A 13,490-nucleotide genomic window follows, 5' to 3' on the forward strand; every position below is an offset into this window, starting at 1 on the left:
AATGCAAAGGGTGCGTGCCGCGGTAAGTCTGGGGCCAAACTGCCGGGGCAAGTTTCACTTGCAGCGCGTCTTCGGGGACGCCAGCCCAAGCGGGATCTTCGACTGGCAGATCACCCCTGCTGAAGCGATCCATCGCTATCTCGAACGGGACTTCGAAGGCATGTTCGAGCGGTCAGACCTGCAAATCCGTTCCGGCGTGGTGTGGAATGGACGGCACAACAGCTCCCATCAACACGAGTTTCCGCGAGGCCTCACCGAGGATCAGCTCGATGCGCATTACCCCGCGGCGCGGGCCCGGCACGACTACTTGTGCCGCAAAACCCGGGCATTGCTACGTCAACGGGGCCCGCTGCTGCTGGTGTTCAGCCGGCCGGTGCCGACCGAGGTGACCGACGGGCTGGTGCGCGGCGTTTCGCGGTACAATCCGCACCTCGCGTTTCACCTGCTTGCTGAACCGATCGAGGGCTCGATCGGTGACTGGACCGGCGACACCGAGGTCTGGAACGACCTGCTGTCACGCTTCTCCATCCATCCCTTTCATCGCTTCGTGGCCGAAGCGGCAGCGATCTGTCGCAAGAGTCTGCGCGGGCGGTCCGGTAACAGTGGGGCAGGTGTCGGCATTGCCGCAGCCGCGGAAGTGCGTGGCGGCGTGCGCAGTCGCAGACCGAGGCACTAGCCCTTTGTCGACCCGCCCGCCATGCCGTCGATGAAATGCCGCTGCAGCAGCAGGAACAGCATCAGGATCGGCAGCACGATGATCATGGCAGCGGCCATGATCTGCCCCCAGTCGCTGGTGTATTTGCCGCTCAGAAGGGTGAAGGAAACCACCGCCGTCATCTCGTTCTTGCTCTGCAGGAACGTCGAGGCGATGAGGAATTCGTTCCAGCAATAGAGCCCGATGATCAGCGCCACGGTGAGCAGCCCGGGCGAGACGATCGGCAGCATGACCTTCGAAAACACCTGCCAGGCATTGGCGCCATCGAGATTGGCGGCTTCCTCGAGCTCCTTGGGGATGGCGATGAAGTAAGTGCGCAGCAGCATGATGGCGAAGGGGCTGAACATGGCGCAGTAGACGAAGGACACTGCCACCGGGTTGTTGATCAGCCCGAGCCGCGCGAAGCCGAAATAGAGCGGGAACAGGAAGAGCTGGATCGGCGCGGTGGTGGTGGCGAGGAAATAGGCGCTCACCGCCTTCCATGGCTTGATCTTCTGGCGCGCCAGCACATAGGCGGCGCCGGCCCCGGTGGTGAGCACGAGGATAATGGTCATCACGGTGACCTTGGCGCTGTTGAGCATGGTTTCGCCCAACCGTGCATCGGTCCAGGCGCGGACAAAGTTCGACCAGTTGAGCTCAGTTGGCCAGCTCAAGGGGCTGAGGATGATCTCGGGTGTCGTCTTGAAGGCGTTGAGCAGCATCAAGAGCAGGGGCCCAAGCGCGAACAGCGCGCCGAGCGCCAGGACGATGTAGGAGATAGCGCGCGACCTGCGGGTTCCGAGCATTTCAGTTCACCCTTTCCCGGGTCTGCAGCCGCACATAGGCGAAGGTGGCGGTAAGCCCGAACAGGGCGATAACCAGGGCGACAGCCGCGGCGCGGCCGAGATCGAACTCGAAGAAGGCGTTGCGATAGGCGAGGGTGGAGAGCACTTCGCTGGAATAGGCCGGGCCGCCCTGGGTGAGGATGTAGACGAAGTCGAACACCAGGAACGACCAGATCACCGTCATCACCATCATCAGCTTGATGGTGGGGGCGATGGCGGGGATCAGGATGTCGCGCATCAAGGCGAAGAAGCCGGCGCCATCGAGCCGGGCGGCTTCGACCATTTCCTCAGGCACCTGGCGGAGCGCGGCAAGGAAGATCACCGCGAGGAACCCCCACCAGTGCCAGAGGTCGACCACGGCGATGCCGTAAAGCGCCGAGTGGGTGGCGGCGAGGGGATCGGAGAGCTCGATGCCGAAGCGGGCGAGCAGGCCGAAGACGCCGGTATTGGGGTTGTAGATCATCCCCTGCCAGACCCGCGCGGTGATGGCGGTCGCCACCACCACGGGGATGAAATAGACGATCTGGAAGAAGGTGCGGCCGCGCTTGATGGTGAGCAGCAGCGTTGCCGCGACGAGCCCGATGGCGATCGGCACGGTGAGGAAAATCAGCGTCCACTTGAGGTTGTTGCCGAGCGCAATCCAGAACACCCGGTCGGCAAACATCGCCTGGAAATTGGCGAAGCCGACAAACACCGGAGCCGAAAAGCCGTCCCAGGTGCAGAAAGCCAAAGCCACGGTCAGCAGCGCCGGGATCAGGATCAGCGCGACATTGATGGCAAGGGCAGGGAGGGCGAACAACCACATGGGCGGGGATTCCGGGACTCTCGGTTATCCTCCCCCGCGTGGCGGGGGAGGCGGATGAAGGCTTTAGGCCTTCACCGCGTGGGGACCGCCGAAGGCGGTGGAGGGGGAACTCAAAGCCGAGGGTCTTGCCGCCCCCTCCACCAGCTTCGCTGGTCCCCCTCCCCCGCCACGCGGGGGAGGATTAGCGGAGAGGCCGGTGCTCGGGCCCCATCACCTCACGGCAATGGCGGGACGCTGCCTTCGGCGAGCTCGGCGGCGAACAGCTCCTGCAAGCCCGCGAGGAACTTCTCCGGTGTGGCCGTGCCGAGCCAGAGTTCTTCGACGCCCGAGATGATGTACTGCTCGGATTTGGGCGGCCAGAAAGTCCAGGTGGTGTAGCCGTAATTGCCGCTGGCGAGGGCATCGGCGATCATCGTCGTCGCCTCCTGGTAGAGCGGGGTCACCTCACCCTTGAGCGTCACCTTGCTCAAGTCGCCGAGCGGCACGTTCCATTCGCCCTGCCATTGCGGGACGATCGCGCCGTAGAAATCGCCGCTGAACACATAGTCGATGACTTGCGCCGCGGTATCAGGGCTCGGCGAATGGGCGTTGATCGACAGGGTCGAGCCGATGCCGATCGGGAACAGCGGATAGGGAACGCCCTCGGCCACCGGGATCGAGGTGAAGGCGGCCTTGGCGCCGGCCGGATCGAAGTAATCCTTCACCCAGGAGAAGGCCCAGGTGCCCTGCGGCGCCATGCCGGTCTTGCCGGTGACCATGCCGGCAAAGGCATCGATGGTCGAGGTGGAGAAGTAGTCCTTGCCGTAATAGCCCTTGTCGTACCAGGCCTTGAACCTCTGCATGGCGTCGACGAAGACCGGGTCGGTCCACGGGCGCTTACCCGAGAGTGCTTCATGGATGGCGGTGGGGCCGACCAGCTGGTTGAGCGCCACGGTGAAGAACTGCTCGTTGGCGGGGCGGAAGCCGGCATTGCCGGCGACGAACGGGGTCATCCCCTCGGCCAGCATGGTATCGGCGAGAGCTTCCATCTCGGCGACGGTTTTAGGCGCCGTCCAACCCTTCTCTGCGAACAAATCGGCGTTGTAGAACAGGCCCATCGCCTCGTAGTTCTTGGGGATGGAGTAGAGCTCGCCATCGACCTTGCCGAGTTCGAGGAACATCGGGATCAGCCGCTCGTTCCAGCCGTATTTGGCGGCATAATCATCGAGCTTCAGCAGCTGGCCGGCCTTGGCCATCGGCAGCGCCGTCGCTGGGCCGTTGGAATTGATGATGTCGGGGCCACCACCGGACATCAGCGCCAGGCGTTGCTGGTTCTCGATGGCGTTGCCGCGATACTCGAGGGCGAGGGTCGAGCCGGGGTGGCTGGCATTGAAGCCCGCGACCAGCGTGTCGTCGAGCAGGCGCTGCTGCTCGGGGGTCAGCGCTTCGTACCACCACGAAGCCGATTGCGCCGCAGCGAGGCCGGGCGTCAGAAGGGTCATGGCCGCGACGGCCACACCCGAAAAGAGGCGTGAGAATTTTGTCATGAAGCGTTCCCTGATATGCCGGTGTCGGGGAGGCTCGCCTGCTGCACCCGTGAGGACGAGGTATCGCCTCTGGGACGAGCAGTCGAAGCGCGATCTACGATTGCATAGGGCAATGCGACGGCCTCCCCCGGCCCCTCCACATCGCCACGAACCCGGGCCAGCAGCCGTTCGCCAGCCAACTGGCCGAACAGCTCCTGCCCGAGCGATACCGTCGTCAGCGACGGATTGAGAACGTCGGTCATCGCCAGGTTATTGAACCCGGTGACCGACATGTCCTGAGGTAGCGACAGACCGCTGGTCTGGCAGGCGCGGATGGTGCCGCAGGCCAAGAGGTCGTCGGCGCACATGATGGCGGTGGGGCGGCCGCTGCCCTCGGCGAGCAGCTCTGCCGCGATGGCCGCGCCGCCATCGATGGAATAGCTCGGGGCGGTGACGACGCGCGGGGTGAGCCCCGCGGCGACGAGCGCCGCGCTGTAGCCGCCGATACGGGCGCGCTCCGGGCCGCCGGGCGACGCCATGAAGACGATGTCGCGGTGTCCGAGCCCGATCAGTTGCGCCGTCAGGGCGGACGCCACCTGGTGGTTGTCGACATAGTAGTCGTCGACCGGCAGGGCGCCGCCGCGCTTGGGGGCGGATTCATAGCGCACGACGGGAATGTCGGCAGCGAGCGCTCCAGCGAGCTCGCGGATGGTGGCGACGAAGAACACTCCGACAATGCCGGCAACGCGCCGGTCGATGCAGAGTTCGATCATCCGCGCTTCCGCGGCGCCGGAGCCATCGGTGCTGAGCGCGATGACGTCGTAGCCTTGCGGTTCGACCACTTTCTGCACGGCGCGGATCAGCGGCGGATAGAACGGGTTGGAGAGATCGGGGACGATGCAGGCGATCATCATCGAGCGGTTGGTCTTCAGCGCCTGCGCCATGCGGTTGGGCACGTAGTTCAGCGCCTTGGCGCTGTCGCGAATGCGTTCCTGCACCTCTGGCCTGATGCCGGCGGCATCACCCGACAGCACCGACGATACCGCCGCCTGCGACACCCCGGCGTGGGTCGCGACATCCTTCTGCGTCGGTTTTCTGGTCGATTTCATCTTGAAACTCGGCTACTGATACGTATCAGTAGGCAGATGAGCTGTTTCCGTCAAGCCGGATGGCTTACGAGCTTCACACCCGTCTGCACCCGCCCGTTCGACCCTTCAGAGTATTGAGACCCCCATGACCCTCCCCACCGATACCCTCGAGCGGATCTATGCCGGCGTGCTCGGCAAGCTGATCGGCGTCTATCTCGGACGGCCGTTCGAGAACTGGACCTACCAGCGCATCCTCAAGGAACTCGGCCCGATCACCTATTACGTCAACGAGCGGCTGGGGGCCGAGCTGGTGGTGACCGACGATGACGTCTCGGGCACTTTCAGCTTCGTCCGGGCGCTCGAGGATTACGGCGCTTCACCGAACCTCAGCGCCGAGGACATTGGGCGGACCTGGCTCAACTACGTGGTCGAGAACCGCGCGGTGTTCTGGTGGGGCGGGGCGGGCAATTCGACCGAGCACACCGCCTGGCTGAACCTTGCTAAGGGCATTCCGGCGCCGCGCTCGGGCGCCATCGAAACCAATGGCAAGATCGTCGCCGAACAGATCGGGGCGCAGATCTTCATCGATGGCTGGGCACTGGTATCGCCGGGCAACCCGGCGCAGGCGGCAAAGCTCGCCCGCGCCGCCGGCAGCGTCAGCCATGATGGCGAAAGCGTCCATGCGGCGGTGCTGTGGGCGGCGATGGAGGCCGAGGCGTTTTTGAGCCGCGATGTCGAGCACCTGCTCGAAACCGGGTTGAGCTTCATTCCCGCGGACAGCCTGATCGCCAGGCTGGTTGCCGATATCCGCGGCTGGGTGCGGGCCAATGGCGATGACTGGCAGGCGACGCGCCGGCAGATCGAGGACACGTACGGCTATGACAAATATGCCGGGGTGTGTCACGTGGCGCCCAACCACGCGCTGATGATCATGGCGCTGCTGCACGCGCCGGACGATTTCAGCCGCGGCCAGATGATCGTCAACACTTCGGGCTGGGATACCGACTGCAATGCCGGCAACCTCGGGTGCCTCCAGGGCATCATGCTCGGGCTCGCCGGGTTCGACGGCGAGCAGGATTGGCGCGGCCCGGTGGCCGACCGGCTCTACCTCTCCACCGCCGATGGCGGGCGCGGCCTCACCGATGCGCCCAGCATCGCCTATTGGCTCGATGACCTGGCGCGGCAGCTGGCGAAAGAGCCGGCGCGGCCGGCGCCGAAGGGCGGGGCGCAGTTCCATTTCGCACTGCCCGGTGCGGTGCAGGGGTTTATGGCCGGCGGCACCGAGGGCAATGGCAGCGACATCGCCGTTTCCGGCACCGGCGAGGCGCTGGCGGTGGAACTGATCTCGGTGGCGCCGGGCCGCTCGGCCTATGTGGGCACCCCGGTGTTCATTCCGCCCGCGATGATCGGCCATAGCTGGTACGAAGTGCTGGCGAGCCCGCGGGTGTGGCCCGGGCAGACCATCGAAGCCAGCATTGCCGGGGCTGCCGGGCTCAGCGGCACGGTGGAGGTGGCGCTGGCCGTGCGCCATTACGGCCAGGACGATGCGCTGGTGAGCGTCATCTCGCCGCAAAGCGTCACGGTGGAAGCCGGTCAATCGGCAAGGCTCAGCTGGCAGGTGCCGCAGTTCGACGGCAACCCGATCGCCGAAATCGGCCTCGTCATGTCGGTGCGCGACACCGCGACAGTGGGGCGGGTGCTGGTCGACTGGCTGCGCTGGGGTGGCGAGCCCGAGCTGACGCTGCGCCGCCCGCATAACGAGGGCAATATGTGGCGCAGCGCCTGGATCAACGGCGCCAGTGTGTTCTCGAAGAACTTCCGCGAGTCGTTCCGGCTTTCCGCCAACCGCGGCGAGGGCATCATCCTCACCGGCACGCGCGACTGGCGCGATATCACGATCGAAGCGGAGCTGAACCTGCACCTCGGCAACTACGGCGCCTTGGTGTTTCGGGCGCAGGGGCTGCGGCAGTACTACGCCGCGAGGCTGACGCGTACCGGCAAGCTGCAGGTGGTCTGCCGCCGCGATGAGGTTGAGCAGGTATTGGCTGAAACGGCGCTGCCGGTGGTGTTCGAAACGGCGATCCCCGTGCGGGTGACGCTATCGGGGCCGCAGATCACGGTGGACGCGGGAGGGACGGTGCTCGAGGTCAGCGACGGGACCTATGCCGGGGGGATGACCGGGCTCGCGGTGTATGAGGGGGCGCTGTCGACCGACAAGGTGCATATCGGCCGCGTGCGGTAGGGGGTGCTATCGGGGCAGCCGATTGACCGTAGCTCTTGGAGAAATGTAAGCGGATAGTTGACAGTACGTCGGCTGATGGCTTACATACATCCGTGATCAAGAGCTTCAAAGGCAAAGGTCTCGTCGAGCTGTGGGCCAAAGGCACCTCAGCGAAGATCGACGCCAAGATGCACAAACGCATCCTGCGTCGTCTCGATGCTTTGGACGCGGCGGCCAAACCCGAAGACATGAACCTCCCAGGTTTCGACTTTCATGCCCTGAAGGGCTTTGATCCCACGCGATATACGGTCCACATCAATGGCCCGTGGTGCGTGACGTTCGCATTCGACGGAGCCGATGCGGTGGATGTCGAGTTCGAGCAGTATCACTGATGGATTGATGGAGGGCGCGGTTTGACCCCGCGCCGATGATGATGACTTACGCGGCTCTGCGTAATCCCGATCGCCAGCCCACCCACCCCGGCGAGTTGCTGCGCGAGGACGTGCTGCCGGCCGTTGGCAAGCCGAAGGCGGAGATCGCCCGGCTGCTCGGGATCTCTCGCCAGCAGCTCTACGACATTCTGGACGAGAAGAAGCCGGTGTCGCCGGCGATGGCCGTTCGCCTCGGCAAGCTGTTCGGCAACGGTGCGACCCTATGGGTCCGCATGCAGGGCGCCTATGACACCTGGCAGGCCGAGCGAGACGTAGACGTGAGCGGCATCCCGACGCTTGCGGTGGCCTGAGATTTGGGGGATGGCGGACCCTGCCAGTTTTGCACCGGCCGTGCCCCTATCGCCCCCTCGCCCCTTTGGGGAGAGGGCGGCGGATGAGGCCGACGGCTTCATCCGCGGGGTGAGGGGCGCCAAGCGCTGGGACAGGTGTTGAGCGGTGGCGGATAGGCCGGTGTGCTTGGCTACCCCTCACCCTGGCCCTCTCCCCAGAGGGGAGAGGGGACGATAGGGGCACCGTTCGTTCGCTACTTGCCCACCGCCCGCCTCGCCAGCTGCACCGCACCCTCCACCGGCGCGTCGCGCAACACATGCACCTTCAGCTGCTTATGTCGCCCCGTCACCGCCTGCTCGAATGCCGTGTAGAGCCGCGGCTGGTTGACGATGACGCTGCCGGCGACGACGACATCGGTGCCGGTGGCGCCGCGGGAGAGGAGCTGGTCGACGAGGGCGGCGAGGGCGTGGGCGCCTTCGGTAATGACGGACTGGGCCAGCGCCGAGCCAGCGTCGGCGGCGGCGAAGATGGCGGGGGCGTGGGGGGCCCAGTTGTCGACCGTCGGGTCGTCGTTGACGCGGCGGGTCAGCCGCTCGGCATCGGCGACGCCGAAGGCGGCGATGAGGTGGCCGAGGAGACCATCGTCAGCCTTGCCTTCGTCGTTGGCGCGCAGCGCCGTGCGGGTGGCTTCGCGGACGAGACCGGCGGCGCTGCCTTCGTCACCGATGATCCAGCCCCAGCCGCCCGAGGCGATAAACTCGCCCGCCGCATTGGCCCCGACCGCAATGGCGCCGGTGCCGGCGATGACGCCGATGCCCCTGGTGAAGCCGGCGGCGGCGACGATCAGCGAGGCGTCGTTGACGGCGGTGGTGCGGTAGCCGAGGGCTTGAAGCTCGCGCTCCAGCGTGCGGCCGGTTTCGGTGCGGTTGATGCCCTGGGCGCCGAAGGCGAGGGCGACGATCTCGGCGCCCTCAGGCGTGTGGCGCCTGACCCGCTCGGCGATCCAGACGGCGGCCTTATCCTCGGGCTCGGCATCCCATTCGAGGCTCGGCTCGGTGACGTCGAGCACGCGGTGGCCCGAGAGGTCTTCGAGGATCAACTGGGTCTTGGTGCCGCCGATATCGAGCGCGGCGATCAGAGCGGGCATCTCAGGCGACCTTGGTGTCGGTGTGAAAGAAGACGAAGGCATCGGGGTCGACGCCGCGCAGCAGCGCCGTCTCGACCGCGAGGCTCTGCATCACCAGGGCCTCGAGGATGGCGCGCTGCGCTGGCGACAGCTCAGGCAGCCGGAGCACCGCGAGGTTCGGCTCTTCGGCCACCTCGAGCGTGGTGATCAGCAACGTATGGTGCCCGGCATGGGCGAGGGTATGCGCGAGAGCCGCCTCGCGCTCGTCACCCATGAGGATGTGGGCGGTGCGGCCGGCCGATTCCATCGCGCCATGGAGGTATTGGCGCGACGACAGGCCAGTGGCCGGAAGGCGCGCCACTTCGCGCAGCAGGAGGGCGCCGACTTCGGCGGTGCCGGCCGAGGGTGCGGCGCCGGCGTAATCGACCGCCACCGCGTCACGCAGCGGGGTGGCGAGCGCCACGGCGCGGGTGGCGATCTCGCGCTCCAGCGCCCGGAACTTCGTCGGCAGGTCGGCCCAGCTGCGGTCGATCGCGCCGCCATCCCAGGCTTCGGCGATCATGCCGAGGGCGGCGATGGTGGCGGTATAGCCGGTGGTCGAGGCGTAGCTGTCGGGGAGCTTGCCGAGCGAAATGGTGGTCGCGGCGATCTCCGAAATCGGCGAGGGCGCGACATTGACCACCGCCAGCCGCAAATGCGGCTCGATGGTGCGGAGCACGGCGAGGGTTTCGGAGCTGCGGCCCGACTGCGAAACGCCGATGATCGGATGCGCCGACTGCGGAAAGGGCAGGGGATGCTCGCCGGCATTGAGTCGCCAGGCGTGGATGCCACGCGAGCGCAGCATCCAGACTGCGGCGGCCGAGGCGGCATAGCTCGCGCCGATGCCGAGAAAGATCGGGCCCGGGCCCTCGAGCGTTGCGGCCGCCTGGGCGGCGCGCACTTCGCCGGCAATGGCGGGCAGAGCACTTTCCAGCAAAGCGGCCTGCGAGGCGCGGGCCTCGGCCAGGGAGATGTAGCCTTTAACCAATTTAGTCCGTCTCCTTGGCGACAGCGCGAAAGCTTCGGCGTCGCGGGCTGTCACTGTGCTTGGTTCAGCGCGCGCCGGGCTTTCGCGCACGCGAGAATGAGGTGCGCAGCCGGTAGCGATCGCCGACATAGCGCACGGTGGACGACAGCAGCGGCCGGCCGGCGCTGTCGACGATGAGCTGGCGCATCACCAGGATCGGGGTTTTCGCTTCGACCCCGAGGTGCTGGGCGAGGCCCATGTCGGCGGCATGGGCCTCGATGGTGGTTTCGCCATGCGCGAGGTCGACGCCATTGCCGAGCAGCAGTTCGAACAGCGAAGCGGTGCGGAAATCGACGCCGGTGAGATCGGGCTTCAGCGTGGCGGCAAAGAACGAGGTATCGACCGCCACCGGCACGCCATCGAGCCGCCGGATGCGCTCGAGATGGAACAACGGCGCGCCCGGCGCGATGGCCAATTCCTCGGCTTCATCGAGCGTCGCCGGCGCCTCGCTGGCGCGCAGCACGTCGGAGGAGGGGACGAGCCCCAGCCGGGCGGCGGTTTCGCTGAACGACTCCAGCGTATTGGGAAATTCCTTCGGCACCTCCGCCGAGACATACCAGCCACGCCCATGCGAGGGCTTCAGCACGCCTTCCTCGACGAGGCTCTGCAGCGCCCGGCGCAGCGTCACCCGGCTGATCGACAGCTGGGCGAGGAGGTCGCGCTCGGCCGGCAGCCGACCGCCATTGGCGATCTTGCCGGTCGAAATCTGGTGCATGATCAGATCGGCCGCCTGCCGCCATAGCGGATCGGGCGAATCCTGATCGAGCACCAACTGTTCCGCGCTGTCGCTCATTGGCTCAAGCCACCTTTTCCCATTGCCGCGATTTCATCGAGCGGTAGCACGCATCGATGATCCGGTTGACCACCACGCCATCCTCGAAGGTTTCGGACGGAGTGGTGCCGGCGGCGAAATGATCAATGAAATGCCGCATCTGCTGCGAGAAGCCATAGGCCCGAGTCTCTTCCGGCACAGGATATACCCAGCCGGTCTCGGCATCGGCCTTCTCGACGGTGTAGCCCACCGGGTTTTCAATGAACCCCCAGACCGGGCCGACCGAGCTGTCGGTGACGATGCGGCCGGCCGAGCCGACCAGCTCGTGCCTCAGCTGCATGCCGCCGCGCTCGATCCATGAGGATTCGATGGTGGCGAGCTGGCCGCCCTCGAATTTCAGCAGCGCGATCGCCGCGTCTTCGCCGGTGGTCTTGTCCTGGTGGGCCATGGTCGAGCCCCAGGCCATCACCTCGGTGACCTTGTTGTCCTTGCCGAAGAAATGCCGCGCCGATTCGACGGTATGGCAGCCCATATCGAGCAGGGCGCCGCCACCGGCGGTTTCGGCATCCCAGAAATGCGGGGCGTGCGGGCCGGAATGGCCTTCGCGGGCGCGCATGGTGAGGAGCTCGCCGATGCCGCCGGCTTTGACCATCTCGTAGGCCTTGGCGACATTGGGCGAAAATACCGAGCTTTCGGCATAGCCGTGCCAGACCCCGGCGGCATTGGCGATATCGAGGATCTGCTGCGCCTCGGCCTCGGTGCGGGCCAGCGGCTTGGTGCAGATGATGGCCTTCTTGTGCCGGGCGGCGATCTCCACCGCGGCGAGATGGATCTCATTGGGCAGCGCGATGATGACGATCTCGACGGCGGGATCGGCGCAGAGCGCATCCATGGTGGGGTGCGCGGTGACTTTCCACTTTTTGGCGAAGGCGTCGGAGCGAGCCGGATTGCGCGAATAGCAGGCGACGAGCTCGGCGTTCCGCACGTCCAAGAGTGCATCCGCATATGACTCGGCAATGAAACCCGACCCCAGCAACCCTACCCCGATCATGCCCTGCTCCCTCAGATTTGTTAGATACCTCATAGTACCAATCAGGCGTTCTGACCATACCTCATGAGCAGAAAAATGACCACTTGTACCATCTGGTATTGTGAGGTATCGATCCTGTGACAGAGGGGCAAGTCGCTCGGATTTGATCCATGCGGCGCCGGATACGGCGGCCGTGCGTCAGGGGAAGGGAGAACAACAATGCAGTCGAAACAGTGGGCCGCAACGGCCGGAGCCATGCTGGGCGTGTCGCTCATCGCGATGAGCGGCGCCGCGGTGGCGCAAAGCGTGACGCTGACGCTGGGCAGCTGGCGCACCGAGGATCTGGCGGTGTGGCAGGACAAGGTGCTGCCGGCCTTTGAGGCGGCGCATCCCGACATCAATGTCGAGTTCGCGCCGGTCAATACCAACGAATACAACGCCGCGATGCAGTCGCAGATCGAGGGTGGGGCCGGTCCCGACCTGATCACTTGCCGGCCGTTCGACGTAAACAACGAGTGGATCGGCCGCGGCTATTTTACCAAGCTCGATGGCCTTGCCGGGCTCGAGAATTTCGACGCTACCGCCAAGGCGGCCTGGACCGTCGACGGCGCCACCTATTGCGTGCCGGTCGCCGCGGTGCTCGCCGGCTTCTACTACAATGTCGATATCTTCAAGGAGCTGGGCCTGGCGGTGCCGACCACCGCAGCCGAGTTCACCGCAGTGCTGCAGGCGATCAAGGACAACGGCAAATACACGCCGCTCGCCGTCGGCTCGGCCGAATCCTGGCAGCTCGCCTATAACGGGCTCTACAGCATCGGGCCGGCCTACTGGAAAGGCGAAGAGGGGCGTCTCGGGCTGATCGATGGCAGTCAGAAGCTCACCGACGCCGATTTCGTCTCGGCCATCGCCGCCTTCCAGGCCTGGAAGCCGTTCCTCCCCAACGGGCAGGAGGCGCTGTCTTATTCCGACATGACGCAGCTCTTCACGCTGGGCAAGGCCGCGATCCTTCCCGATGGCTCGTGGAACATCAACCAGGTGACTTCGACCGGGCTGAATGTCGGGGTGTTCGGTCCGCCGGCAGTGGAAGCCGGTGGCCAGCGTTACCTCCAGGAAATGCCCGACATGGCGATCGGCATCAATGCCGCGAGCAAGAACCAGGACGCGGCGAGGACCTTCCTGAGCTGGGTCGCCGGCCCCGAGTTCCAGCAGATCTACGTCAACACCGCGCCGGGCTTCTTCGCCATGAGCAACCAGCCGGTGAAGTATGACAATGTGCTGGCCCAGGCTTTTGCGGATCTGAAGACCGGAGCGCTGCTGACGCCGCGCCTGGCGCTCGATCGGCTGAGCGCCGGCACGCCGCCGCTCGATGACGAAATCTGGCGCCTCTTACAGGTGATGATGACCTCGGACATGACCCCCGAGGCTGTCGCCGCCGAACTGCAGGCCGGGCTCGCCTCCTGGTACTCGCCGCAGTCGGCGCAATAGCGCCCGATCTCGACAGCGCGTGCCGCGCCCTCCCGGTCGGCACGCGCATTTTGTTTGGCCTTGAGGCGCATGACTCTCCGTGATCCTCCCCCGCGTGGCGGGGGAGGGGGACCAGCGAAGCTGGTGGTGGG

General features: G+C 65.8%; 13 protein-coding genes. 5 read left to right on the forward strand and 8 right to left on the reverse strand.

Annotated features, from left to right (window positions below; all coding sequences use genetic code 11):
- Nucleotides 1-58: 58 nt before the first annotated feature.
- On the forward strand, nt 59-676 hold the full coding sequence (locus tag ASC89_RS27685; RefSeq protein WP_055883390.1) for a hypothetical protein: 618 nt from the start codon (nt 59-61) through the stop codon (nt 674-676).
- On the opposite strand, the gene ASC89_RS27690 is transcribed toward ASC89_RS27685, so the two are convergent.
- The 4 genes from ASC89_RS27690 to ASC89_RS27705 form a co-directional block, all read right to left on the reverse strand.
- The gene (locus ASC89_RS27690) at nt 673-1,500 is read right to left on the reverse strand and encodes a carbohydrate ABC transporter permease (protein WP_056004279.1); all 828 of its coding nucleotides are present in this window, start codon (nt 1,498-1,500) and stop codon (nt 673-675) included. The genes ASC89_RS27685 and ASC89_RS27690 overlap by 4 nt on opposite strands.
- Before the next feature lies 1 nt (nt 1,501).
- The gene (locus ASC89_RS27695) at nt 1,502-2,344 is read right to left on the reverse strand and encodes a carbohydrate ABC transporter permease (RefSeq protein WP_055883386.1); all 843 of its coding nucleotides are present in this window, start codon (nt 2,342-2,344) and stop codon (nt 1,502-1,504) included.
- Nucleotides 2,345-2,559: 215 nt separating this feature from the next.
- Nucleotides 2,560-3,870: an ABC transporter substrate-binding protein gene (locus tag ASC89_RS27700; RefSeq protein ID WP_056004282.1), complete on the reverse strand. Its 1,311-nt coding sequence runs from the start codon at nt 3,868-3,870 to the stop codon at nt 2,560-2,562.
- A complete protein-coding gene (locus tag ASC89_RS27705) occupies nt 3,867-4,958 on the reverse strand; it encodes a LacI family DNA-binding transcriptional regulator (RefSeq protein WP_056004283.1) in 1,092 nt (363 codons plus the stop codon). Before ASC89_RS27705 ends, ASC89_RS27700 begins: the two co-directional genes overlap by 4 nt.
- 124 nt (nt 4,959-5,082) lie before the next feature.
- On the opposite strand from ASC89_RS27705, the gene ASC89_RS27710 reads away from it, so the two are divergent.
- The 3 genes from ASC89_RS27710 (at nt 5,083) to ASC89_RS27720 (ending at nt 7,900) form a co-directional block, all read left to right on the forward strand.
- The gene (locus tag ASC89_RS27710) at nt 5,083-7,179 is read left to right on the forward strand and encodes an ADP-ribosylglycohydrolase family protein (RefSeq protein WP_056004285.1); all 2,097 of its coding nucleotides are present in this window, start codon (nt 5,083-5,085) and stop codon (nt 7,177-7,179) included.
- Nucleotides 7,180-7,271: 92 nt separating this feature from the next.
- Nucleotides 7,272-7,550: a type II toxin-antitoxin system RelE/ParE family toxin gene (locus ASC89_RS27715; protein ID WP_056004288.1), complete on the forward strand. Its 279-nt coding sequence runs from the start codon at nt 7,272-7,274 to the stop codon at nt 7,548-7,550.
- Between the two features lie 38 nt (nt 7,551-7,588).
- Entirely contained in the window at nt 7,589-7,900 is a 312-nt protein-coding gene (locus tag ASC89_RS27720; RefSeq protein WP_056004462.1) for a HigA family addiction module antitoxin, read from the forward strand.
- Nucleotides 7,901-8,133: 233 nt separating this feature from the next.
- Here ASC89_RS27720 and ASC89_RS27725 read toward each other — a convergent pair whose 3' ends face one another.
- The 4 genes from ASC89_RS27725 to ASC89_RS27740 form a co-directional block, all read right to left on the reverse strand.
- Entirely contained in the window at nt 8,134-9,027 is an 894-nt protein-coding gene (locus ASC89_RS27725) for an N-acetylglucosamine kinase (RefSeq protein ID WP_056004292.1), read from the reverse strand.
- A gap of 1 nt (nt 9,028) precedes the next feature.
- Complete coding sequence (locus ASC89_RS27730; protein ID WP_056004295.1) at nt 9,029-10,033, reverse strand: SIS domain-containing protein; 1,005 nt, start codon at nt 10,031-10,033, stop codon at nt 9,029-9,031.
- Between the two features lie 64 nt (nt 10,034-10,097).
- Nucleotides 10,098-10,865, reverse strand: coding sequence for a GntR family transcriptional regulator (locus tag ASC89_RS27735; protein WP_056004298.1), 768 nt, complete (start codon nt 10,863-10,865; stop codon nt 10,098-10,100).
- Between the two features lie 4 nt (nt 10,866-10,869).
- Nucleotides 10,870-11,928, reverse strand: coding sequence for a Gfo/Idh/MocA family oxidoreductase (locus ASC89_RS27740; RefSeq protein ID WP_320410493.1), 1,059 nt, complete (start codon nt 11,926-11,928; stop codon nt 10,870-10,872).
- 165 nt (nt 11,929-12,093) lie between these two features.
- On the opposite strand from ASC89_RS27740, the gene ASC89_RS27745 reads away from it, so the two are divergent.
- Nucleotides 12,094-13,359, forward strand: a complete 1,266-nt coding sequence (locus tag ASC89_RS27745) for an ABC transporter substrate-binding protein (protein ID WP_056004305.1) — start codon at nt 12,094-12,096, stop codon at nt 13,357-13,359.
- The last annotated feature ends 131 nt before the right edge of the window (nt 13,360-13,490 follow it).

This window comes from Devosia sp. Root413D1 (genome assembly GCF_001425235.1).
Lineage (GTDB): Bacteria > Pseudomonadota > Alphaproteobacteria > Rhizobiales > Devosiaceae > Devosia_A.

What these genes read in the sequence shown, in the direction of transcription:
- ASC89_RS27690 (WP_056004279.1), bottom strand. Translation starts at nt 1,500, where the DNA reads ATGCTCGGAACCCGCAGGTCGCGCGCTATCTCCTACATCGTCCTGGCG.
- ASC89_RS27695 (WP_055883386.1), bottom strand. Translation starts at nt 2,344, where the DNA reads ATGTGGTTGTTCGCCCTCCCTGCCCTTGCCATCAATGTCGCGCTGATC.
- ASC89_RS27700 (WP_056004282.1), bottom strand. Translation starts at nt 3,870, where the DNA reads ATGACAAAATTCTCACGCCTCTTTTCGGGTGTGGCCGTCGCGGCCATG.
- ASC89_RS27705 (WP_056004283.1), bottom strand. Translation starts at nt 4,958, where the DNA reads ATGAAATCGACCAGAAAACCGACGCAGAAGGATGTCGCGACCCACGCC.
- ASC89_RS27710 (WP_056004285.1), top strand. Translation starts at nt 5,083, where the DNA reads ATGACCCTCCCCACCGATACCCTCGAGCGGATCTATGCCGGCGTGCTC.
- ASC89_RS27720 (WP_056004462.1), top strand. Translation starts at nt 7,589, where the DNA reads ATGATGACTTACGCGGCTCTGCGTAATCCCGATCGCCAGCCCACCCAC.
- ASC89_RS27725 (WP_056004292.1), bottom strand. Translation starts at nt 9,027, where the DNA reads ATGCCCGCTCTGATCGCCGCGCTCGATATCGGCGGCACCAAGACCCAG.
- ASC89_RS27735 (WP_056004298.1), bottom strand. Translation starts at nt 10,865, where the DNA reads ATGAGCGACAGCGCGGAACAGTTGGTGCTCGATCAGGATTCGCCCGAT.
- ASC89_RS27740 (WP_320410493.1), bottom strand. Translation starts at nt 11,928, where the DNA reads ATGAGGTATCTAACAAATCTGAGGGAGCAGGGCATGATCGGGGTAGGG.
- ASC89_RS27745 (WP_056004305.1), top strand. Translation starts at nt 12,094, where the DNA reads ATGCAGTCGAAACAGTGGGCCGCAACGGCCGGAGCCATGCTGGGCGTG.